Genomic DNA, 23793 nt, shown 5'->3' on the forward strand with positions numbered 1-23793 from the left:
ACGCAATGCAAATTATCAGCGCACAACAAGTGGATCAAGTACTGGATTTCCCATTGTTGATCAATGCTTTACAACAAGGTTTTGCCAAAGAGTTCACCATGCCGGCAAGGCAGGTTTGGCCACTGACGCCGGGCAGCCCTGAAGCGTTTGCATTATTGCCAGCCTGGAATGAGCAGGTGATCGCAGTAAAAGCCTTTAGCTATTTTCCGGATAATGCTGAGCTGCAATTGCCCACTTTACACGCCAGTATTTTGTTGTACCGGCGTGATAACGGCGTGCCGCTGGCCTGGGTCGAAGGCAGCAGCGTGACGTGCTGGCGCACCGCCGCAGTATCGGCGTTGGCGTCCCGTTATCTGGCGCGGCCGGATTCCCGCACCCTGCTGTTACTCGGTAGTGGCCGCCTGGCGTTACCACTCATTCAGGCACATCTGGCCGAACATGATTTACAAACTTTATTGCTGTGGGGGCGTAATCAGGCGGCAGCGCGCCAACTCTGCCACAGGGTGCAGCAGTTATATCCGCGGCTGCAAGTCCAGGTGGTGCAGGAGATTAACGAGGCTTGTCAGCAGGCCGACATCATCGTCGCTGCCACCGGCTCGCCGACGCCGCTGTTATTTGGCAACCATATTCCGCCAGGCTGTCATGTCGATTTGCTCGGCAATCACAGCCCGCAGCAGCGTGAATGTGACACTGAGTTAGTACGGCGCGCTTCGGTGTATGTCGATGATCGCAATAATGTGCTGAATGAAGCGGGCGAGCTGTTGATCCCAATCGCCGAGCAACAGTTTTCCGCCAACGACATTCGCGCCGAACTGGCCGAGCTGTGCCGCCGCAATCTGCCAGCACGGCAACATCGTGATGAAATCACCTTGTTTAAGTCGGTGGGTACGGCGCTTAGTGATTTGCTTTGCGCCGAATTGGTGTTGCAGCGCCCCTACTTCAACTAGTTAAAAAAACTCAGAGAAAAACCTATGAGCTCAGTCCGACGCAGCCCCTTTCCGGCGACTTTTTATGTCGCCAATACCATGGAAATATTCGAACGACTGGCCTGGTACGGCTTTTTCAGTTTGTCCTCTTTGTATATGACCAGCCCAACAAGCCATGGTGGTCTTGGTTTTAGCGATCAGGAACGGGGCTTTTTGCAAGGTATGATCCCGTTTTTGCTGTATTTACTGCCGGTGCTGACCGGCGCGCTGGCTGATCGCTATGGTTATCGGCGGATGTTTTTATGCTCTTTTGCGCTGATGGCGCCGTCTTATTATCTGCTGGGACAAGTCGAGAGCTTTTGGGCATTTTTTATGGCCTTTACCGCAGTGGCGGTTGGTGCGGCCTGTTTTAAACCGGTGGTGGTGGGCACCGTTGGCCGCTGCAGCGACGACAGTAATCGCGGGCTGGCGTTTGGGATTTTTTACACCATGGTCAATATCGGCGGTTTTGTCGGGCCATTGGTCGCCGGGTATTTGCGGGCGATCAGCTGGGACTGGGTGTTTGTAATGTCGTCATTGTGGATTTTAATCAATTTTATTCCGGCGTTATTTTGGTACCGCGATCCGGTGGTTAATACCTCGGATCAACGCACCGTGCGCCAGGTGCTGCAGGAAATGCAGCAGGTGCTGGGTAACGGACGGCTGGCGCTCTTGGTGTTGCCGTTATTATTGGGGTTGATGTTCAGCCCACGCTTTGCCATCAGTTGGTGGCAGATGTTGTTAGTCGCTGGTCTGTGGATTGGCCTGAATCTGGGCTGGAGTTACGGCCTGCGCCTGGCGAAAAGTCTGCATTCGAACGGCAACTCCGGGCAAATCTTAGCTTGGTATCAGCAGCAAATGCAGCTGGGTAACGGCCGTTTTGTCTGCTTTTTGCTGCTGCTCACCGGCTTTTTTACTGCGTACAATCAGTTATTTATCACCTTGCCGGTGTATTTACGCGATTACGTCGACACCCGTGATTTGGTGCAAAGCCTGGCGGCCTGGTCGCCAACGTTGCTGGACTATTTTGCGGCGGTCAATATTCCACAACTGGCGGCCGCTTTACCTGCTCTGGCCATCCAGTTTGGCACTTTAGAGCCTGCACAGTGGCAAAGTCTGGTGTTGGAACTGGCGCATCACAAAATTTTGCTGCCGCCTGACGAGATGGCTGCTGGTTTACAGGCTTTACTACAGCAGCAACTAAGCGCCGAACAACTGGCCAGCCAGTGGGCCGCTGAATACCGGCAGATTAACCCGGAATATATTGTTAACCTTGGTTTTGCCACGATAGTGCTGGCGCAGATTGCTATCAGTACTTTTATTGAGCGCTGGCCGGCGATACCGGTGCTGGTGGTCGGCACTGTGGTGATGGCCGCTGGTTTGCTGGGCTGTGGACTGTCCGGCATGTTGCTGGTTGGCGGCGTAACGATCGTCGGTGCTGTCGTGGTATTTTCCTGTGGTGAAATGATTGCGTCGCCAAAAAGTCAGGAATATGTCGCGGCTATAGCACCGCGCCATCAGACGGCGATGTATATGGGCTATTACTTTGTGGCGATGGCGCTGGGCAATTTATTTGCCGGATTATTATCAGGTTTTGCCTACACCGTCATTGCCAAACAAATGAACCAGCCGCTGTTGATGTGGGTTTTGTTCGCTGGTATCGCACTACTGACTGCCGCTGGTATGTTGATATTTCACTACTGGGTGCAGCGGCAGCCGTTGCCGGTAAAGCTTGATGTTGCAAAGACCAATGCGACTGAGGTTAACGGCGAGTGTTTAACCTGAATGCTGATAAGCCAGGCTCTTTCACTGCGCTCAATACGGAAAACTGAGCGCCGTTTTAAGACTACACTTAGCCTTACCTTTTGCTGCCAGTTTGGGTGTTCTGATGAGCGCCGCCACTCTTTGTTGTTATCAGGAAGACGATGCAAAACATTGTTGCCACGAACCGGCCGCTGCGTCCGGCCTTTGTTATTGGCACGATCCAACAATTTGCAAAGATCAGCCTGGGGACAAAACAGCCTTGGAACTGTACGCCAAAAATGGTGGTCAGCTGCGTGGTCTGGCGCTGAAACGTGCCCAGCTGGCAGGATTAAATCTGGCAGCGGCACCGGGGCAAGCCGGTTACGATTTAAGTTTCAGCGATTTATACCGCGCCAATTTACATGGCGCGCATTTGTATAAAGCTAATCTGACCGAAGTCAATCTGATGAAAGCCGACTTGCGTGAAGCCAACGTGCACTGGACCTGTATGCATCAGGCGAATTTATTAGGGGTGAAATGGGCCGGGGCCCGTCTTGAAAATATGCAGCTCGGTAAACAATTGCGGCAGGAAAAAATCGCTCATCAAGCCGATAAAATCCGCGACCGGGCGCTTGCCAATGATTATTTCGAGCAATCAGAGGAAATTTACCGCGACCTGCGTAAAGCCGCCGAGCATGAAGGTTTATTTGTGTTATCAGGTCGTTATATTCAACAGGAACTACGGATGCGCCGGTTTCAGTATCCCCGCTGGAGCAAGCCGCGGTTGCTGTCAAAACTGATTGATGTCTTTTGCGGATATGGTGAAGAGCCACTGCGGGTGGTGCTGTTTTCGCTATTACTGATATTCCTCAGTGCCATTTGTTATTTTTTCCTCGGCGTGATGAGTGGCGGTGAGTTATTGCAGTTTAATCCGGCCGATAATTTCTGGCATCAGTTGAAGCTGTTCGGTACCTGTTTGTACTATTCGGTGGTGACCTTTACCACTCTTGGTTACGGCGATATCACGCCGATTGGCTGGTCGCGGTTATTTGCTGCTTTTGAAGCTTTTACCGGTAGTTTTACCATCGCCTTGTTCGTGGTGGTGTTTGTGAAAAAAATGACCCGCTGATGGTTGCGGCGTCAAAATCAATGCGGTGATGGTGATAAATCTGTGGCGGTGGATTGATTAACGTCAGCGGCCACCCCATTTCCTTTCCAGCTGTATTTTTGGCGCTCGCACCGTGGTGCTGGCCGCCGTTCTGATTGACCAACCAAACCGGGGAATGAACATGCTTTATGACTTAACCGTAGTGCAGTTCAGCAAAATGCTGAATAACCTGAACGCTATTCTGGACAAAGCAGCGCTGGTTGCTGAAGCGAAAAAATACGATGTGACGGTGCTGTTAAATTCGCGATTGGCACCGGACCAGTTTAACCTGATCCGTCAGGTGCAAATTGCCTGTGATACCGCCAAAATTGGTGTCGCCCGCTTAGCCGGTGTGGTCGACAGTGCGCCAAAACATGACGACAGCGAAACCACATTAGCCGAGCTGAAAACCCGTATCGCGCAAACGCTGGATTACCTCAACAGCTTTAAAGCTGAAGATTTGGCCGAAGCAGCTGAACGTCACATCAGTCAGCCGCGTTGGGAAGGTAAATACCTGACCGGCTTAGAGTTTGCTATCCAGCATGCCATTCCGAATCTCTATTTCCACGTCACCACCGCCTACGCCATTTTGCGTCACAACGGTGTGGATGTGGGCAAAAAAGACTATTTAGGCGCAATGCCGTATAAGGCTTAATTAGCCGGGTATACTGAGGTCAGCACTCATGCTGACCTCTTCATCTTCTTCCTGTGTTACCCGCTACGGCCAGCCTAAACCCACTCCAACTTTCTGCTGTTAAACTTCAACCACTTTATTACATAAATGACTATTAACTGGTCGCAATCCGTTATCAATAAAACGCGTCAATTTATAAGATATTGAATTATAGATAAATTTCCTTTGGCATTTAACTTGCCATCCGTTGTGGCCTAATCGGCATATATCCAAATTATGTTTCAAACAACGATTCAAACTAACGGAAACACTCCATGAATAAAATATTCTTTAATGCGCAGCAGCAACTGAGAAATGGTTGGTGGGTAATGGTATTTATCGCCATTCTCGCCGTGTCACGTCAGCTTTATAAACCGACCAGAGATTGGCTGGCCAGTCTTGGCGCCAGCACCATGCAGCTCGAACCGCTGGCACTGGTATTTTTATTGTTAGTCAGTTGGAGTTGTGTGTTGTTACGAAGACAACGACTGGCCGATCTGGGGCTGGCTTTGAATTCCCGCTGGTGGCAACAGCTGTTGTTTGGTACTGCTGCTGGCATGGCGATGATGGCTGTGATTGCGTTGCTGATGTGGAGCTTTTCAGCAGCCACCTTTGGCATCAATCCTAAGTTTCAAGCCGCAGATTTAATCTTAGGTGCTTATTTGCTGTTGTTAGGCGCTGCGCTGGAAGAGTTACTGTTTCGGGGTTTTGTATTTCAGCGATTGATCGATGGGTTGGGGGTTTGGCCAACGCAGCTGTTATTTGCCGCCATTTTTGCCGCTGGGCACATGGAAAATCCTGGCCTTGAGGGCAGCGCCAAATTGGTGGCAATGCTGGATCTGGCCTTAGCTTCATTGTTGCTTGGCCTGGCTTATCTAAAAACCCGCAGTCTGGCGTTGCCGCTGGGTCTGCATTTTGGCTGGAATTGGGCGCAAGGGTATCTGCTGGGGTTTCAGGTCAGCGGGCACGAACATAACGGCTGGTTGTTACCACAACTGCAAGCCCAGCCAGATTGGCTAACCGGCGGTAATTTTGGCGCCGAAGCCTCGATATTTGCGGTGTTTGTTGATTGTCTGGCGTTGTGGTTGTTATGGCGCTGGCGTGGGGTGGCTGAGGCGTCAACTTCACCAGAACTGATGCCGAACGCAACAAAAACAGCAACTTTGCCTGGCTAGCCGCGACTGCCAGAGTCAGAGGGAGTTCGCGGACTCTTGCGGTTTTATTCTTGTATCAAATACAGCTTTGCTGTCTGCTCCACCCGCTGTCGCAACAACTGCAGCAGCGGGCTTTCGCTTTGCCAATAATGCCAGTACAGCGGTGTGTCAAGCGCATAACCCGGCGATAAATCAATAAGTTGCCCCGAGTTCAGCAAGTGCTGGCTTTGCAGTTCTGGCAATAAACCAAAACCTAACCCCGCCACAACAGAGCGGACAAAACCTTCGGATGATGGACATAAATGCACCCGCTGTGGGGTGGCTCCGGCGATGTCCTGCAAATACTGATGTTGCAGCTGGTCGTCCTGACTAAACACCATACAAGGTAAAGCAGCAATTTTCTGCGGCAGGTTTTCAGTGAGTTGATGCCGTTTTACAAAATCGACACTGGCCACAGCACGATAACGTAACGCGCCCAAATATAACGCCGCACCACCATTTACTGGCTGCGCGGCGTCACAGACACAAGCCATTACCTCACCCTGCTTCATTCGTTTTAAGCCAACCGACTGATCCTCAACCACTAAATCAAACTGTACGCCGGGATGATCCGGTAGCACTAACGCTTGTGGCAACCAGGTCGCCAGTGAGTCGGCGTTGGTGGCGAGGCGCACCACCAAATGCTCGGGGTCATCAGTCAACCCTAGCGCCGCTTCCATTTGCCGCACTTGTTGCAGGTGATTCAGCAAGCGCTGACCGGTAGCGGTGGCGACCGGCGGTGTGGTGCGCAACAACACCGGCTGACCCAGTAAAGCTTCCAGCTGTTTGATCCGCCGACTGACCGCCGACTGGGTTAAAAACAGCTGCTGCGCTGCTTTTTCAAAACCTTGTTGTTCAATCACCGCCGCAAGGGCTTGCAGGAGTCGATAGTCAATCATGATTAAAACTCATGGTATCTGAAAATTATTCGTTGGATTCATTGTAGTGCGGATCTTTAGACTATGACCAGTGTTGTGTGGCTGCTGCGCAAACGCCCGGCAAATGGCCGATCGCAGACCTGCCTTGTTATGGAGCTAAACCATGTTGTCATTTTTTACCGGTTTTACCGTCGGGCTTAGTCTGATTGTGGCCATCGGGGCGCAAAATATCTGGGTGCTAAGCCAAAGTATGGCCGGTGCCAACCGGCTGGTGATTGCGCTTGTTTGTATCAGCTGTGATGCGCTGCTGATTGTCACCGGGGTTTATAGCGTGCAGTGGTTACAACAAATTATTCCGCCGCTGGTGCCGGTGCTGACCTGGTGTGGCGTACTGATGTTGTTATGGTTGGCCTACGGCGCTGGACGGCGAGCCTGGCAAGGCAGTGCGGGGCTACTGGCAACGCAACAAGTGCAGGTCAAACCCTGGCAGCAAACTGCTTTGACGGCACTTGCTATTACTTTGCTCAACCCGCATGTCTATCTCGATACCGTGGTACTGATTGGCGGAGTTGGCACCTTGCAACCACAACCGGCCTGGTTCACTGCTGGCGCTTGTCTGGCCTCGTTCATGTGGTTCAGCAGTCTGACTGCTTTGGCTCCAAAGTTAAAAACAGTGTTGAGTTCACCCAAACGCTGGCGGATCTTTGATGCACTGGTGGCGCTGACTTTAACCGGGATAGCGCTGAAGCTGGCGGTGGCTTAAACGGAAAACAAGGCGCGAAGCAGCCATTTGCAAGTTAATGTTAAGGCCATTGGCAAATGCAGATGGCGCGTGATATAAGCTCGCGGCCTTTTCAACACTGTGTTCGGCCCCGGTTCTGTCCCGTTGAAAATCTCTGTTAAAGCAAGGTAGAAATGTACCTTTATGCTTATCAAAAAAGAAAAATTTTCTTTTACAATGTCATTTATCGGATGCTCTCACCAATCGTTACGTCATTTATACCGAGTAAGTTGCAGGATCCGGTATGGAGCCTAAAAAGGAGAAATTATGAACCCATTTGAAATAGGTTATTTCAGCGAACATGACCTTAAATTTGCAGGATTCAAAAGACTTGGAAGTAATGTCCGAATTGCCAAGAACTGCACAATCATCGGCCTTGAGAACATCGAAATTGGTGACAATGTTCGAATTGATGGCTATTGCACTATTATCGCCGCCGGGAGCGGTTGGCTGGAACTCGGTTCACATATTCATATTGGTGCATATTGCTTGCTGTCGGCAGGGGATGGGATCCGCATGGCGGACTTCAGCGGCCTCTCACATGGGGTGCAGATATACAGCAGAACTGATGATTACAGCGGTAAACATTTAACCAACCCGACCGTGCCAGAAAAATATACTCACTTGACCCGTGGTGCTGTCACGCTTGAGCGACATGTCGTTATTGGCGCTGGAACTGTAGTTTTGCCTAAAGTATCAATCGGTGAAGGAGCAACTGTCGGTGCGTTATCGCTGGTTACCAAAAGCCTTGAAGCATGGGGTGTTTTTTTCGGCAGTCCGGCAAAACGACTTAAAGGCAGGTCAAAACGCTTGCTGGAGTTAGAGGCAGAATTACAACAAGAGAACGCCCATCAGGATGCTCAAACGGAAAAGCGACCACTCGAAGTTAAGCTGTAACCTTATGCTTTACAAAGAGAGTATTGTTAAAAATTAACAAATTGCTCAGAGCAAGACGTTGTTGATGCTACTATCGATGTAGGTGCAGGCTGCACTGCTTTTCGGATTGTGTTGATGACCTCGTTTTTTGTCCGGCCTCACAATACAATCGTTTATCCAGCAGCTAGCTTTACATTGAATTGTAACAGGACGAAAAAATGAAACTTTATGGTGTTATCGGAGCTGGTGGGTTCGGTAAGGAAGTCATGCCCCTCGCAGCACATTGGTTGCCAATTTGGGATGGTATTGAACATGATTCCGAGCTGGTGTTTGTAGTCGAAGATCAGTATTTCACGCAAAACCAAAGAGTTAATGGTTATCGTGTCATGAGCATGACAGAGTTTCTTACGGCACCCGTTTCGGAGCGTCGATTCAATATTTCGATTGGAAATTCTGCTGTTCGAGAGCGCATCGCAAACAGTATCCCGGCAGATGTCGCAACGCCATTCTCTATCCATGCACCTAATCATGTGTCATTGGATGGAAACAGCATCGGCGATGGCGCAATTTTCTGCAGCTTTACCAATGTAACTTCTAACGCAAAAATTGGCCGCTTCTTCCATGGCAACATCTACTCCTACGTGGCTCATGATTGTGTGATTGGCGATTTCGTAACATTTGCCCCCGGTGTCATGTGTAATGGGCATGTGGTGATAGAAGATCATGCTTACATTGGGACTGGCGCAATTATCCGCGACGGTACCGATAAACCCATTGTTATTGGACGCGGTGCGGTAGTCGGCATGGGTGCTGTGGTGACAAAAAGTGTTCCGCCCGGAGTCACTGTGATTGGAAATCCTGCGAAGCCTTTGATCCGAGACTAATACCAGCGGGTGCTGAACGATGGTGTTGGCACCTTGCAGTTGTCACTCTGTGGTTTACCCCAGGAGCCCATGACTTGAACCGGCGCTTCGCTGAATTTGGCTTGGGTTATCCGATTGGTGATGCACTATCAGGCCGGAGTCAATCAAAGCCATTTGCCTTATTCCGATGATTCAGCCCGACCCTTTCTACAATCATTGCAGGAGATATGCTGATGCACTTTCTGTTGATATACGACATCGCCACAGATTATTTAGCGCGACGCGGTGAATTCCGGATGGCTCATCTGGCGCTGGCTTGGCAGGCCGCTGAGCGTGGTGAGTTGTTGTTAGGTGGTGCTATCGGCGATCCGGCAGACGGCGCCATGTTGCTGTTTCGCTGCGATAGTGCCGAAATTCCGGCCGCTTTTGCTAAAGCTGATCCCTATGTGCTGAACGGCCTGGTCGCCCGCTGGCAAGTGAAACCCTGGAACACTGTGGTTGGGGATGGCGCGGCGACGCCTGTTAAGCCTGCATAATATCGAGTTTGGGCAAATGAACGTTATATGCTTTGTTTCGTTGATTTACTCTACCCACTTTTTAGATGTTCTTTTTTATCAAGGGGGTCTTCGTTGAATACTGCAATCAGTTTTAGATGTTATGCCGCCAATGATAAAGATGCCTGTCTTAGGTTGTTTGACGAGAACTGCCCTGCGTTTTTTTCCCCCAATGAACGTGCTGATTATGCACAATTTCTCGATGCCGCCCCTTCAGGCTATGAAGTATGTATGTTGGATGGCGCTGTTATTGGTGCTTATGGTCTAGTGGGTGCAGATCAAGCATGGCGCCATCTCAATTGGATTTTAGTCTCAGCTAAAGTGCAGGGATTAGGGATTGGTTCAGTATTTATGGACCGAACAATCCGGATCGGAAAAGCCGCCAATATTGTTGGAATCAAAATAGCTGCCAGTCATTTATCAGCGCCATTTTTTGCTAAGAATGGCGCTGTGCAGCTTCAGATGATTGAAAATGGCTGGGGAATTGGCATGCACCGCATAGATATGGAATTAAAGCTTTAATTTAGTAAACCAACTACCCGCAACTGCACAGCGGGCATTTAAAGGTGAGCGCCGAAGACGTGTACTGAGTACGGTTAAACTCCGTTCGTTTCTAGGGATGATGGCGTAAACTTTTGATCAAAGTAGCATCGGCCGCCAACACCATGGTATTGCAGCTTGCTATGCAGGCTAAAATGGCGGCCCGCGGCCCGTTTTGCCAGGCATCACTGGCATAAAACGCCTGCTGGCTTTGCTCACAATGCAATACGCTTTGATAAGCCCGCACCAACATATAAGTGTCTGGGGTTTGCAATGAGGCAGTGGCGAGCACCACATCAATCCCCGCGGTGGCCAGTAGCGGCAAGGATTTTTCATGTAACAATTGATGGAACTCTGACCCAGTGCCTGGTTTTAATTGGTAACTGCGAATTTCAATAATATTTTTCATCGCTGAACATCTGCTAAAGTGGCAATAACAAGCCAATATGGTAAGTGGGAACCACCTACCGATACAGTGCAAATCCCAAGCATTTACGGCGATATAACCACTGAATTCAAGATATTTCACTAGGTTTACTATGGCTTTTGAACTTGATAACTACGACCGTAAAATTATCGCCCTGTTGCAAAGCAATGCGCGTATCAGTTACACCGAAATTGGCCGGCAAGTCCATCTCACTGCGCCAGCTGTGACAGAACGTGTGCGGCGTTTGGAAGAGGCAGAGGTGATTACGGGCTACCAAACACGAGTCAATTTGCGCGCCTTGGGTTATAGCTTTGAAGCCTTTATCAACATTGTGGTGGATTCACATGCCGCCTTGGATGCTTGGGCCGCAGCTCATGCCGAAGTGTTAGCGCTGCACGCGACCACCGGCAATCACTGCGCGCTGATGCACATCGGTGTCACCTCGCCGGAACATTTACAAAATGTGTTAATGTCGTTGGGTAAACTAGGCAAAACCAGTACCTCGATGGTGCTGTCATCTCAGTTTGAAAACCGTCCGCGTTGCCATGGTGATCAACTGCCGAAATCCTCCTGACTCGCGCCACAGAACTGGCTCCTCAAAACTGGCGCCTGCCAACGGCAATTTGCAGTATCAGCGCCACCTATGCTCAACAAATGCGCAGTGTTTTTTCGACCTTAAAGCCCTTGCTCGCGAGGCAATTTAGCAAGCTTCCGCCGCTTTTGCGAAATCCAAAGTAAAACCAGTATAAATCTGTGAAATCCGTGGCTAACCAGGGGCAACTACTTGGCATTGTCTATGTCCTGACAGGGCCTGGTGCCTTATGATCTCGTTCGTCTTTTGCCCATGCGGCACCATCTCTCAATCAAGGAAAACACAGTTTGAATGACCCTAAACATGATTTTGATTTTTTCGTTGGCCGCTGGCGGATAGAAAACCAACGGCTGCGTCATCGTTTGCAACAGTCCGACGACTGGGAGCACTTCGAAGCGAGCCAAGAGATGCGATTGCTGCCAGGCGGCATCGGCAATTACGATGATTTCCTCGCACCCTGCTGGCGCCCGGATTTTGTCGGCATGTCGCTGCGTTTGTTCAATCCGCAAACACAATTGTGGAGTATTTATTGGCTCGACAATATCAACGCCGGTCTTAATGGCGCCGGTAGTTTAATGCCGCCCGTCGTAGGCAAGTTTGAAAATGGCATTGGCATCTTCGAATGTGATGATGAGCTGGACGGCAAACCTATTCGGGTTCGCTATACATGGTTTGATACCGACACCGAAACCCCGCGCTGGGAGCAAGCGATGTCTGCTGATCAGGGCAAAACCTGGGAAGTGAATTGGCGCATGCAAATGTACCGGCAATAAAACTTATCTTTGGTGGTCGACATCCGTTCATGTTAAGCGGTATTGAGTCATAGACAGCAGCGCCTTACTGCCCACATGACGTGCTGTTCTTATGTCGGCCAAAAGGCGCAGCAAAGTCCAGGTAATGATACATCTCTACGAGCACATAGAGTCTAATTTGTGAGCAGCAGATTTTTAGGTGTCAAGCGTGTGCAGTCATGGCGGTTAACAGCTCATCGCTGGCATAACGATTGACCAAAAAATGTAATTAATACAAAGAACTACATCGCCTCGCTACATCTGTCATCGACAAATTCAATGCGCGCTGTTTTTGAATTTGCACGACCAAGTGGTAGTGATTAGACATAACGGCATTGGCGGAAATATCGACACAAAACAATTGGGTAAGCTCAACAAGCCTGGCCACAATCGCATCGGTGGCTGAAATCTTTGCTATCGACAACACCAAGCAAAAATGTGCGGCGCACACAGCGGCTAACGATGTGATCATTGGGCGCAGTATCTACTGATATCAGCGATTTTCGGGGCGAGGGCATTGGGATTTCCTTGACGGTCCGTGTCGAGGGCAGGCTTTTACGATGGTTGCTGAAATATTAATGTCAAGGTTTGGCTGTATTCGGTTGGGTGTCGATGGAGGCCCCGTCCATTAAGGTCCATAGCAGTAGCACTGAGTCATAAACCCGACCATAAAGGCCGGGCTTTAGACAACAAATAGTATTACGAATTACGACCGTGCGAGCCAGACTGAGGCTTTTTATCGGGACTCAAAGCAGGTTTTGGTTGGTCGGGTTTTTGCTGATTCTTTTGATCTTTATTTCCGCTGTTACGTTTGTCTTCGTCCATTGCCGGACGACCACTTTGATCTTTCTGGTTAGCCATGACAGGCCTCCTGATAGTAAGTGAAATACACTATGTTGTTCATTGTGAACAGTAAAACTGATTCACCACTGCAATATGACTGCACGAAAAATCAACATGTCTATAAGGTGAGGCGTTAGGATAGTGCTCGGACGCACTCTAGTCTGTGCGTTAGCAAACGTGAACAGAGGCCATTTTCGCTGAGGGATCCCAGCAACTAGCAGTGCACCCAACGCAATGATCAAGGTTGAGCGATATTCGGCTGGGTGTCCACGGAGGCCGCCATTTGAGCGTGATGGCATTATCGGGTGTGGCGAGCGCCGACGAAATATTCGCCATAGGTGTCAAATGTTATAGCGCAGGGTCCTTCATGGCAGAATCCGCATATGGCCATGTATTGGCTCAGATGCAAATATTTCAGCAAACCGGTGCATTGCAACCTGCAGTGAGTCATTTGAGTTATGGCGAGATGAACCAGATGATAAGCTGATTGGCTCTCTTGGCTCGTCACTTTCTGTGCGTTTCGATCACTAATCCGATCGGCTTAAGCGGCACGGGTAACAGCAACGCAGACACACCGTAAATACGTCCCTGTAGGCTCGATTGCGGCATCCATGCCGCAAACGGTCTGCTTTTGCTGTCACCCGGCCGCTTCAGTAACTTTTTTTAACTTGTTCCGGCATTCCACGGGCACAACCTTCCTGTACCCTTAACTGAACAATGTTGTTGAACATAAAGACAATAACAGATAGTTTGAATCCCATCAGAGGCAATAAATGTAGGCCGATTAGAGGATATGCATGTCTCACAATATGATGCAAAAGGTAAACAGTTTTGCTCTGAGAGCTTTTCGAGATACAGCTGATAAAGATTATATTCTCGCCCGCATGGCATATAAGACCGATCTATTCCCGCAGTTCCATTGGTCTGCGCTTCATGCTCTTGAGAAATATGCCAAATGTATTGCAATTCTCACTCGCATCCCAAAGCCTAAAAAAGATCACATAAAGCACGAAGTAAACCGGAGCTTGGAGCTTATTTCCGAGAAGCTAGATATAGCGCTATCGGAGCAAACAAAGAAATTCATAGCTCGTCTTGAAGAGTATGGCGCAAGATTTCGATATTTAGAGATCTCCTGGTTTATAAACGACTGTGAACTAGCAAAGCTAGATCGTGCTGTTTGGGAATTGCGCCGCTTTTGTAATGCTGAGTTGTATGTTTATTCTGGAGACCATTTTGTTTCGTTATGCAACGACAAATACGAAGCTATTAGATCCATCGAAAAACCAAACAAAATAAATACTCTCGTGCCGGGCGGGTATCTTGAAAAAACACTGGAGAATCGAAAATCCAGGGCAAGACCTGATTTAGTTTGGTGCAATCTCTACTACACAAATTCCAACAGAAAGTCAGTACTTATGAAAAGTGGCAAAATGGCTGAAAATTCTCCGTTTTCTCTGTACCCGGAAATTATCGAGGAAGTGTCGAAATATACATTTGTCCCAGATGAAATAAAAAATGCATACAAAAACGGCTAGCAACCATCGGATATTTGATGATTAGAAAAATCCCCAACCAACCACCGGCAACTGCGCAGTGAGCATTCAACAGTGAGCGCCGGAGGCGCGAACGGGCGAACGGAGTAGTTGTCGGTGGTTGGTCCCGGTAATGGCTGACGGGGTGCTATCTTCATCCTATTGTTGCTGTGCGATGGCGCTGCGCTTATCGCACCTACGTGTATTTTTACAGACGGATATCTCGCACAAAACCAATAAAAAAGGGCCGATAATTTATCAGCCCTTTTCATTGAAACATCAATCATCGAATGATTTATGCATCAACCCGCTCAAAAACAGTAGCAATACCTTGGCCCAACCCAATACACATAGTGGCTAAACCGTATTTGCCGCCTTTGCTTTCCATCACGTTCAGTAACGTGGTGGAAATACGTGAGCCGGAGCAACCCAGCGGGTGACCCAGTGCAATAGCGCCACCGTTGAGGTTAACCTTGGTTTCTTTCACTTCGAGCAAACCTAAGTCTTTCATTACCGGCAGCGCCTGGGCAGCAAAAGCTTCGTTCAGCTCAAAGAAGTCGATTTGACCGATGTCTAAACCAGCGGCTTTTAATGCTTTTTTCGACGCTGGTACCGGGCCGTAACCCATGATTGATGGATCACAACCGGCCACACCCATACCAATCACGCGGGCGCGAATTTTCAGGCCTAAAGCGCGGGCTTTGTCTTCGCTCATCACCAGCATGGCAGAAGCGCCATCAGATAACGCCGAAGAAGTACCAGCAGTCACAGTACCGTTGGCTGGATCAAAGACCGGACGCAGCGCTGCTAATGACTCCACTGTGGTTTCCGGACGAATAACTTCGTCCGTATCAAACAGTTTTAATACGCCATCGGCGTCGTGGCCTAAACAAGGCAGAATTTCGTTTTTAAACCGACCTTCTAAGGTCGCTTCATACGCCAGACGGTGCGAACGGGCACCAAATTCGTCTTGATCCTGGCGGCTAATGCCATGCATTTTACCAAGTAATTCAGCGGTTAAGCCCATCATGCCAGCGGCTTTGGCTACTGAAACACCGAGGCCAGGGTGGAAATCGACACCGTGGGTCATTGGCACGTGGCCCATATGCTCCACACCGCCGATTAAATACACTTCGCCCATGCCCATAGCGATAGAACGCACCGCGTCATGCAGCGCCTGCATCGACGAGCCACACAGGCGGTTTACCGTAACTGCAGGCACTGAATGCGGAATACCGGCTAATAACGCGGCGTTACGCGCTACGTTAAAACCCTGTTCCAGCGTTTGTTGCACACAACCCCAAATCACGTCGTCAATCTCGCTTGGATCAAGGCCTGGGTTACGTTCTAAAATACCGCTCATTACATAAGCAGACAGTTGTTCAGCACGGACATTACGGAAAATACCGGCTTTGGAGCGACCCATTGGGGTCCGGATGCAGTCGACAATCACAGCTTGTTTCATGGTAATTCTCCGCAATTAAACCGGGTAAAACACTTGGCCGTTGGCAGCCATAGCGCGGGTTTTGTCAGTCACCTGGTAGATTTCACCTAAGTGTGCATATTGGTCAGCTAAAGCGACAAAGTTGGCGAGGCCAATGGTGTCAGCATAACGCAGCGGACCACCGCGGAACGGAGGGAAACCTAAACCGTAGATCAAGCCCATATCAGCTTCAGCTGCTGATGCCACAATGCCTTCTTCTAAACAACGAATGGCTTCGTTGATCATTGGCACCATAGTGCGGGCAATGATTTCATCGGCGGAGAAATCTTTGGCTGGTGCTGCAACGCCTGCTAATAACGCGGCGCTGGCGGCATCCAAATCTTTTTTCGGTTTGCCTTTGGCATCTTTGCTGTAAGCGTAGAAACCGACACCGTTTTTCTGACCAAAACGCTGCGCGTTATACATAGCGCTCACTGGATCGTTATCGACTTTGGCCATCCGCGTTGGGAAACCAGCGGCCATCACGTCGGTACAATGATGGGCGGTGTCTAAACCAACCACATCCAGCAAATAGGCCGGGCCCATTGGCCAACCAAATTGTTTTTCCATCACTTTGTCGACTTTGGCAAAGTCAGCACCATCCAGCACCAGTTTGCTAAAACCAGCGAAATACGGGAACAACACACGGTTGACGTAAAAACCCGGGCAGTCGTTGACCACAATCGGCGATTTACCCATTTTGGCAGCGTAAGCCACCACAGCTGCGATGGTTTCATCCGAAGTATCTTTACCGCGGATAATTTCCACCAACGGCATCTGATGTACCGGGTTAAAGAAGTGCATACCGCAGAAACGGCTGGGATCTTCTAAATTTGCCGCTAAGGTATTGATGGAAATCGTCGAAGTGTTGGAAGTGATAATCGCATCCGGGCCAACCACTGATTCAATTTCTTTCAGCACTGTGCCTTTGATTTTCGGGTTTTCGACCACAGCTTCGACCACGATATCGACGCCTTTGACGGTTTCGTTCGACAGTGTTGGTGTAATAGAAGCAATCACTTTAGCCATACCGGCCGCATCTAAACGTTTGCGCTCAACCAATTTGCCTAACAGCTTAATGGCTTCGCCCATGCCCAGTTGCAATGCTTTGTCAGCGATGTCTTTCATCACCACTGGCACGCCTTTGGAAGCAGACTGGTAAGCAATACCGCCCCCCATAATGCCAGCGCCTAACACGGCAGCTTTGTTGATGGCTTTTTTCGCCAGTTTGCCGGCTTGTTTGGCTTTGCCTTTGATCAGCTGATCGTTTAAAAACAAACCAATTTGCGCGGTGGCAGCATCGGTTTTTGCCAGTTTGGCAAAACCGGCGTTTTCCAGCGCGACAGCACCGGCACGGTCTAACCGTGCGGCTTTTTCAATTGTTTCTACTGCAACCATCGGCGCCGGGTAATGTTTACCGGCGGTAGCGAACACCATGCCTTTGGCGGTGTTGAAGCTCATGATGGCTTCGGTTTTATTCAGTTTTAATGGCGACAATTTAGCTGCGCGCTTTTTGCGCCAATCCAACTTGCCGGCAATGGCGTCTTGCACCATCGATAAGGCTGCGGCCATCAGTTTATCCGGAGCAACCACGGCATCGACTGCGCCTTCTTTTAACGCTTGTTCAGCGCCACGTTCTTTACCGGTGGTGATCCACTCCATCGCGGTGTCAGCACCGACAATGCGTGGTAAACGGGCGGTACCGCCAAAACCTGGCATCAGGCCCAGTTTCACTTCTGGCAGACCAATTTTGGTGGTGGTATCGGCCACGCGGTAATCCGCAGTCAATGACCATTCACAACCGCCGCCTAAGGCAAAACCTTTTAATGCAACGATGGTTGGAACCGGTAAGTCTTCGGCGAGGTCAAAGATGTCCGAAGCTTGTTTAATCCACGGGATTAAATCGGCTTCTGGTTTTTTGAAAGTGGCAAGAAATTCAGTAATATCAGCACCAACGATGAAGGTCTCTTTGCTGCTGTTGTAAATAAGGCCTTTGAGTTTTTCATCTTTATGCAGGATTTCCAGCGCTGCGCGGCAATCAGCCAGCGTTTGCTGGTCAAATTTATTTACCGAGCCGGCTGCGTTAAAGGTAAACTCGGCAATACCGTCAGCAATGTATTGCACGGTAATGCTGGAACTCTGGTAGATCATGGATGTTCTCCTTCGTCGCGTAGGTGACAGATGCTTTTATTTTCGCAACAGGTCAGATGAGTCTTGTGCGGGTCCAGTGTGTCGCGGTTCAGAAAAAAATTCAACCGTTATTTAAACGCTTGTTTGAATTTGCCGTCGACGCCTGTGTAACTATAGGTGGTATTTATACAGATGTGGCAACCGAACTTCAGGTTTTCAGGTACAACCATGCTACGCACACGGGGCCGTCTGCTGCTCTGTTTACTGACGGCTATTTGCAGTATCAGCACCCAGGCAGCACCGTCCGATCAGGTGCTGCGCGAGCGTTTCCTCAAGGCCGAGAAGAGCATTCATAAGGTCACGCCGGAGCAAGCCGGCAAGATGCTGCGCGATTTACACCAGTATCCGCTCAAGCCCTATATCGAGTTGGAAGTGCTGAGCCGCTCGCTGAAAGACACCGTCAAAGTCAAAGAGTTCATCAAACGCCACCAGGGCACGCCACTGGAGTGGACCTTAAAAAAACGCTGGCTGATGTATCTGGCCGGTGTTGGTTTAACTCAACCCTATTTAAAAAACTATGCGATGGGCACCGATGTGGTGCTGGATTGTTATGCGCTGCAACTGCGGTTAATCAACCAGCCGCCGGCCGACGTGTGGCCGGAAGTGACGCAGCTGTGGACTGTCGGTAAATCGTTGCCAAAAGAATGTGATCCGCTGTTTTCACGCTGGCAAAAAGCCGGTCAACGCACGCCGGAAGTGATTTGGGCACGGTTAAGTAAAGTGGCCGATGGCGGAGATGTGCGCATTATTCCTTACCTGCGCACCCTGCTGCCAAAAAACCTGCAGTACCTCGGTGATAAATGGAAGCATGTGATTGAAAACCCGGGCTTAGTGCAACGGCAAAAATTCCTGCCGCTGAAACATCGTTGGGAACGGGAAATACTGGCTTATGCGCTGAAAAAAATGATCTGGAAACAACCAGAGCAAGCGCTGCGGGTATGGCAACGGTTTGAATCCGATCCACAGTTTACCAAGTCGCAGCGCATTGATGTAGCGCGGCAGTTTGCGATAGCACTGGCCAGTAAAGACGACCCGCGTGCCGCCAAATTTATGCCGATGGTGCCGGTTGAGCTCAAAGACGACTTATTTATTCAGTGGCAACTAACCTGGTTGCTGCGGCAAAACCAATGGCAACAGGTGCAGGATTTGATTCTGGAACTGCCAGCGGAAAGCCAAAGCGATGATAGTCTGCAGTACTGGCTGGCGCGGGCTTACCAGCAAACCGGCTTGTTGGAAAAAGGCGATCAGTTGCTGGCGAAAGTGGCAGTGCAGCGCAGTTATTATGGCTTTATGGCGGCGGCAAAATTAGGGCTGAAACCTAGTTTGGCGCATCGGCCGGTGCCGATTAGCGCTGAGCAATATCAGGCGTTTAAAAAGAGTGATTCCATCGCCCGGATGTATGAGTGGCAGGCGATTGGCCGGCCGAATGCCGCGAAGCGTGAGCTGAGTTTCCTGCAAAAATATGGCTCGGAGACGCAAAAATTTGGTGCGGCGAAATACGCTTATGATAAAGGCTGGTACGACCGCGCTATTTTTGCACTGGCCGATGCCGGGTATTGGGATGATGTCGATATGCGTTTCCCGATGGTGTTTAATCAGGAAATTCAAAAGCATGCCAAAGCCGCCCGAGTTGATCCGGCCTGGGCGATGGCGATTACCCGCCGCGAAAGTACCTTTATTCCTACCGCCAAATCTCCGGTTGGTGCCCATGGTTTGATGCAAATTATGCCGCAAACCGCCAAACATATTACCGGGCGGCGGGTGCCGGTTGAAACCTTATACAACCCCAATACCAATATCGATATGGGTACTGACTATCTGAATTATTTAATGCGCCAGAACGATAACAATCTGGTATTCGCGACGGCCTCCTATAACGCCGGTTACAGCAGAGTGAAAACCTGGCTGCCGAAAAACCGCCAGATGCCGCTGGATATTTGGATTGAAACCATTCCGTTTAAAGAAACCCGCGAGTACGTCAAAGCGGTGTTGGCTTATTATCAGATTTACAATATCCGGATGAATCAACCGACAGATGTGTTTGTGCCGCTGAGTACGATGCAGGTTGGCGAGACGACCTGATTGCTGTTGGCGCAGTGATTGCAGTATTCTTGATGCCGGATAAGATGAATGTGTACATGCCGTTTCGCTGCCCGCGAACACGGCATCGCCAATAATAATCAACAATGGGAAAAGCCATGCGACCAGCTTACCAACCTTTGTACGCCGCTCACCTGTTTGAACTGCAACAACGCACCAAGGCGGTGCTGGCACGGGAAAATCTCGATGCGCTGGTCATTCATTCCGGCCAGGCCAAACGACAGTTTCTGGACGACATGGACTACCCGTTTAAGGTGAATCCGCTGTTTAAAGCCTGGTTGCCGCTGGTCGACAATCCGCATTGCTGGTTAATGGTCGATGGTGTGAACAAACCCAAGCTGGTTTATTATTTGCCGGTCGATTTTTGGCACAAAGTGCCGGATGCGCCAACCGATTTCTGGTCAGGCTTTTTTGATATTGAAATCATTGATAAACCGACCAAAGTTGAACAAATTCTGCCGTACGACAAAGCGCGGATTGCCTACCTCGGCGAACAATTGGAACTGGCGCGGGCGCTCGGTTTTACCGAACTGAACCCGGAAGGGGTGTTAAGCTACCTGCACTATCACCGTGCTTATAAAACCGATTACGAACTGGCTTGCATGCGTGAAGCCAACCTTGTCGCAGTGCAGGGACACCGTGCCGCCGAAGCCGCGTTTCGTGCAGGCGGCAGCGAATTTGATATTCAGCTGGCGTATTTAGCGGCTGTTGGTCAAAGCGAAAACGAAGTGCCGTACAGCAATATTATTGCGCTGAATCAAAACGCGGCCATTTTGCATTACACCGTGCTGGAGCGGCAAAAGCCTGCCGATCATCATTCATTTTTAATTGACGCCGGTGCTTCGTTCCATGGTTACGCCGCTGATATCACCCGCACTTACAGCGCCAAAAACGACGAATTCGCCGCGCTGATCCAGGCGATGAATGCGATTGAACTGCAGCTGGTGGATAGTTTAAAACCGGGCATTAAATACACCGAAGTGCATTTAAAATCGCATCAACTGGTGGCTAATGTACTGGCCGATTTTGATCTGGTGCAGCTGGGTGCCGACGCTATTGTTGAAACCGAAATCAGCCGTACTTTTTACCCGCACGGTATTGGTCACCATTTAGGCCTGCAAGTACATGATGTCGGTGGTTTTATGGCCGACGAGCGCGGCACTCACGTTTCCGCGCCTGACAATCACCCTTTCCTGCGTTCCACTCGTTTAGTCGAACCCGGCATGGTGTTCACCATCGAACCTGGTTTGTACTTCATCGATTCGCTGCTGGCACAGCTGAAAGAAACCGAACACGGTAAGTATGTGAACTGGCGCAAAGTTGATGCGATGCGCAAATTCGGCGGCATCCGCATTGAAGATAACGTGATTGTGCACCGGGATCGGAACGAGAATATGACCCGGGATTTAGGTCTGCTGTAAGTTGTTAATGGCGGGGTCAGAGTCAATTGTTAACAGATATCTGTTAACAATTGACTCTGACCCCTAAGTTTACAAACTTATTGCTTTAACTGCGTACTCAGATACTGCTGCACTTGCTGGTAATAGCGGATCTGGTTTTCTTCGGCGTAAAAGCCGTGGCCTTCATCATCATATTCTGACAATGTGGCCGGATTGCCCGCTTCCTCCAGCGCTTCTTGCATCTCTTCCGCATGAACCAGCGGTGCGCGCTCGTCGTTCTCGCCGTGGATCAACAACACCTTGGCTTTGATTTTGTCGGCCCGGTATACCGGTGAAAAACTCTTTAATAAAGCTTCATTCTGACCAATAGCCCGGTCTAGATAGGCTTCGCCATAAGCCAATCGGGTGATGTCACCTTTTTTGGTCAGCAGTGTTAGATCGTAAATCCCTGCCACCCCAATCGCACAGCGATAAAGCTCCGGCGCCAGTGCGGCCGATTGCAGCGCGGAATAGGCCCCAAACGAACCGCCCATAATACAAATATTCCCTTGCTGGGCAATGCCTTGGCTGATAGCCCAGCGGGTGCCGGCAATAATGTCCTGCTGCACACTGTCGCCCCAGTGATGATTAGCGGCTTCCTCAAAGGCTGCACCGTAGCCATCTGAAGCGCGGAAGTTCACTTGCAGCACGTTATAACCTGCCATCGCCAGCAGCTGAACTTCTGAGTTAAAACCCCAGTAGTCGCGAACGCCATAAGGTCCGCCGTGCAGTAACACCACCAGCGGTTGTGCACCGCCTTCGGTAGCACCTATGGTCAGGTAACCACGGATCAGCGTTTTGTCGGTACTGTTGAATTCAATGGGGTGGGTTTCTTTTAGTTTGATCCCACGCAAATGCGGTCGGCTGTCCAGGATCCGGTTGATGCTACCGGTTTGGTTGTCGTGTAAAAAATACACCGGCGGCAGTTGCTCTGCTTCCACCCGTACCACCCGCAGCCGGCCGTCTTCTGTGCGGCTGGTTAAGCTGACATCAGCGCCGGCAAATTTTTGGGTCAAGGTCCTGAATACCTGCGTATCAGGAGACTCTTTATTTAGCAGCAGATAAGACGGATAGTTTTCGTCCAGCCTTGCTGCGTAAATGCTTTCACCATCGGTACTAAACAGGGCATTGGTGACATCTACTTTGTCTGGTTCGTATAGCGGCGTAATGCGCTTATCGGCAAAATGGAACTGGTAAAGACCCGCCAGATCGGTTTGATGGCGGCCATAAAAGTAGAAGCCGGATTGGTCCGGCAGCATCCGCAGCGCCTGAAAATCATCAATTTTATTCAGGGTTTCATCTTCCAGCCATTCACCATCCGCCCCGGCCAGATAGACGCGTTGGGTAAAGGTTTCATCAGTGCCGTTCGCAACCTTTGGGATACCCGCGCTATCCGCCAGAATATCGGCATAACCAATGGGCGAACGGCCGGTTTTGGTCATCTTGCCGCGGTATATATCCAATTTGTAAACGTCAGATTTAGCATCACCACTTTTGCTCCAGTTAGTGGAGCTGATTAAAATGTGTTTTGGGTCCTTGGGCAACAGGTGAATTAATTCAGCCCAGGCACGTTTGCCTTCACTGTTATTAACCTTCGTGGTGTCTGTGGCTCGATAGCCAAAAAGTAGTTTTTTCTGACTACCGTCGCAGTTAATGCCAAACAGTTCGCCATAGTATTTAGGTTCCTTCTCCCAAGCCTTACGACTGATTACTTTCATCACCAACCGTTCATGATTGGCCCAGAAAAATGACCCCACTTCATCGTGACCGACTAATCGAACGCCACCCACCGCTTTCATGGTTTCGCGCTCCAGACACAGCAACTGCCGTTTGTCTTCTTTGAACACAATAACTGCCAGATAACGGCCATCCGGCGAAATTTTCACATCGCCAAAATCAGGGTTTCGGGCCAATAAAGTGGTGATGTCGGGCTTTGGTTCAGCGGCAAAGCTGATCGCAGGCAGCAATGTGGCGAGAAGCAAGGCCAGGGATAAAGCCTGGGATAAAAAAGGGTGCATTTGATGGTCTCATGGTAAAGCAGGGGGATTTGGCCGGTGATGAACACCGAAAGTTGTAACTGATTTTATACCAATTTGTATCCAAAACCGACTAAAAACTTTGCAAGTAATGGGCTTTTGAAAAAATTTTAAAGTTAAAACTTTGATTTATCTTATAAAAAATAA

At 49.8% G+C, this 23793-nt stretch carries 21 protein-coding genes; 15 read left to right on the top strand and 6 right to left on the bottom strand.

Features of this window, described 5'->3' with window-relative positions; all coding sequences use genetic code 11:
• The first annotated feature begins 5 nt into the window (after positions 1–5).
• From A5320_RS20240 to A5320_RS20260, 5 genes are all read left to right on the top strand, one after another.
• A complete protein-coding gene (locus tag A5320_RS20240) occupies positions 6–947 on the top strand; it encodes an ornithine cyclodeaminase family protein (RefSeq protein ID WP_068069554.1) in 942 nt (313 codons plus the stop codon).
• A gap of 24 nt (positions 948–971) precedes the next feature.
• On the top strand, positions 972–2750 hold the full coding sequence (locus A5320_RS20245) for an MFS transporter (protein WP_068069556.1): 1779 nt from the start codon (positions 972–974) through the stop codon (positions 2748–2750).
• A gap of 103 nt (positions 2751–2853) precedes the next feature.
• Positions 2854–3837 (top strand): ion channel, encoded by a 984-nt coding sequence (locus A5320_RS20250; RefSeq protein WP_068069557.1) that lies wholly within the window; start codon positions 2854–2856, stop codon positions 3835–3837.
• A 160-nt stretch (positions 3838–3997) separates the two neighbouring features.
• Complete coding sequence (locus tag A5320_RS20255) at positions 3998–4510, top strand: DUF1993 domain-containing protein (protein WP_068069689.1); 513 nt, start codon at positions 3998–4000, stop codon at positions 4508–4510.
• 293 nt (positions 4511–4803) lie between these two features.
• Entirely contained in the window at positions 4804–5703 is a 900-nt protein-coding gene (locus A5320_RS20260; RefSeq protein WP_068069559.1) for a CPBP family glutamic-type intramembrane protease, read from the top strand.
• A 44-nt stretch (positions 5704–5747) separates the two neighbouring features.
• Here the strand turns inward: A5320_RS20260 and A5320_RS20265 are convergent, their stop codons facing one another.
• On the bottom strand, positions 5748–6620 hold the full coding sequence (locus tag A5320_RS20265; RefSeq protein ID WP_068069561.1) for a LysR family transcriptional regulator ArgP: 873 nt from the start codon (positions 6618–6620) through the stop codon (positions 5748–5750).
• Between the two features lie 142 nt (positions 6621–6762).
• Between A5320_RS20265 and A5320_RS20270 the strand changes: the two genes are divergently transcribed.
• The 5 genes from A5320_RS20270 to A5320_RS20290 all read left to right on the top strand — a co-directional run bounded on the left by A5320_RS20270 (position 6763) and on the right by A5320_RS20290 (position 10195).
• The gene (locus tag A5320_RS20270; RefSeq protein ID WP_068069563.1) at positions 6763–7362 is read left to right on the top strand and encodes a LysE/ArgO family amino acid transporter; all 600 of its coding nucleotides are present in this window, start codon (positions 6763–6765) and stop codon (positions 7360–7362) included.
• A gap of 285 nt (positions 7363–7647) precedes the next feature.
• On the top strand, positions 7648–8277 hold the full coding sequence (locus A5320_RS20275; protein ID WP_068069565.1) for an acyltransferase: 630 nt from the start codon (positions 7648–7650) through the stop codon (positions 8275–8277).
• Between the two features lie 197 nt (positions 8278–8474).
• On the top strand, positions 8475–9140 hold the full coding sequence (locus tag A5320_RS20280) for an acetyltransferase (RefSeq protein ID WP_068069567.1): 666 nt from the start codon (positions 8475–8477) through the stop codon (positions 9138–9140).
• A gap of 212 nt (positions 9141–9352) precedes the next feature.
• The gene (locus tag A5320_RS20285) at positions 9353–9655 is read left to right on the top strand and encodes a YciI-like protein (RefSeq protein WP_068069691.1); all 303 of its coding nucleotides are present in this window, start codon (positions 9353–9355) and stop codon (positions 9653–9655) included.
• A gap of 93 nt (positions 9656–9748) precedes the next feature.
• The gene (locus A5320_RS20290) at positions 9749–10195 is read left to right on the top strand and encodes a GNAT family N-acetyltransferase (RefSeq protein WP_068069568.1); all 447 of its coding nucleotides are present in this window, start codon (positions 9749–9751) and stop codon (positions 10193–10195) included.
• A gap of 91 nt (positions 10196–10286) precedes the next feature.
• On the opposite strand, the gene A5320_RS20295 is transcribed toward A5320_RS20290, so the two are convergent.
• Positions 10287–10622, bottom strand: coding sequence for an NIPSNAP family protein (locus tag A5320_RS20295; protein WP_068069570.1), 336 nt, complete (start codon positions 10620–10622; stop codon positions 10287–10289).
• A gap of 130 nt (positions 10623–10752) precedes the next feature.
• Between A5320_RS20295 and A5320_RS20300 the strand changes: the two genes are divergently transcribed.
• Together A5320_RS20300 and A5320_RS20305 are read left to right on the top strand one after the other, a co-directional pair.
• Positions 10753–11214 carry an Lrp/AsnC family transcriptional regulator gene (locus A5320_RS20300; protein ID WP_068069578.1) on the top strand — a complete coding sequence of 154 codons (462 nt, stop codon included), beginning with the start codon at positions 10753–10755 and terminating at the stop codon, positions 11212–11214.
• Between the two features lie 305 nt (positions 11215–11519).
• Complete coding sequence (locus A5320_RS20305) at positions 11520–12005, top strand: hypothetical protein (protein ID WP_068069581.1); 486 nt, start codon at positions 11520–11522, stop codon at positions 12003–12005.
• A gap of 717 nt (positions 12006–12722) precedes the next feature.
• Here A5320_RS20305 and A5320_RS22060 read toward each other — a convergent pair.
• A complete protein-coding gene (locus A5320_RS22060; RefSeq protein ID WP_157606150.1) occupies positions 12723–12884 on the bottom strand; it encodes a hypothetical protein in 162 nt (53 codons plus the stop codon).
• 779 nt (positions 12885–13663) lie between these two features.
• Between A5320_RS22060 and A5320_RS20315 the strand changes: the two genes are divergently transcribed.
• Positions 13664–14401, top strand: a complete 738-nt coding sequence (locus tag A5320_RS20315; protein WP_068069586.1) for a HEPN domain-containing protein — start codon at positions 13664–13666, stop codon at positions 14399–14401.
• Positions 14402–14693: 292 nt separating this feature from the next.
• On the opposite strand, the gene fadA is transcribed toward A5320_RS20315, so the two are convergent.
• Both fadA and fadB read right to left on the bottom strand, forming a co-directional pair.
• Complete coding sequence (fadA, locus tag A5320_RS20320; RefSeq protein WP_068069588.1) at positions 14694–15863, bottom strand: acetyl-CoA C-acyltransferase FadA; 1170 nt, start codon at positions 15861–15863, stop codon at positions 14694–14696.
• Between the two features lie 15 nt (positions 15864–15878).
• Positions 15879–18032 (bottom strand): fatty acid oxidation complex subunit alpha FadB, encoded by a 2154-nt coding sequence (fadB, locus tag A5320_RS20325; RefSeq protein WP_068069590.1) that lies wholly within the window; start codon positions 18030–18032, stop codon positions 15879–15881.
• A gap of 207 nt (positions 18033–18239) precedes the next feature.
• Between fadB and A5320_RS20330 the strand changes: the two genes are divergently transcribed.
• Positions 18240–20153: a transglycosylase SLT domain-containing protein gene (locus tag A5320_RS20330; protein ID WP_068069592.1), complete on the top strand. Its 1914-nt coding sequence runs from the start codon at positions 18240–18242 to the stop codon at positions 20151–20153.
• A 116-nt stretch (positions 20154–20269) separates the two neighbouring features.
• Positions 20270–21592, top strand: coding sequence for a Xaa-Pro dipeptidase (gene pepQ, locus A5320_RS20335; RefSeq protein WP_068069595.1), 1323 nt, complete (start codon positions 20270–20272; stop codon positions 21590–21592).
• Positions 21593–21669: 77 nt separating this feature from the next.
• Here the strand turns inward: pepQ and A5320_RS20340 are convergent, their stop codons facing one another.
• A complete protein-coding gene (locus A5320_RS20340; RefSeq protein ID WP_068069598.1) occupies positions 21670–23628 on the bottom strand; it encodes an alpha/beta hydrolase family protein in 1959 nt (652 codons plus the stop codon).
• Positions 23629–23793 lie beyond the last annotated feature (165 nt).

Origin of the sequence: Rheinheimera sp. SA_1 (assembly GCF_001669775.1) — a bacterium.
GTDB lineage: Bacteria > Pseudomonadota > Gammaproteobacteria > Enterobacterales > Alteromonadaceae > Pararheinheimera.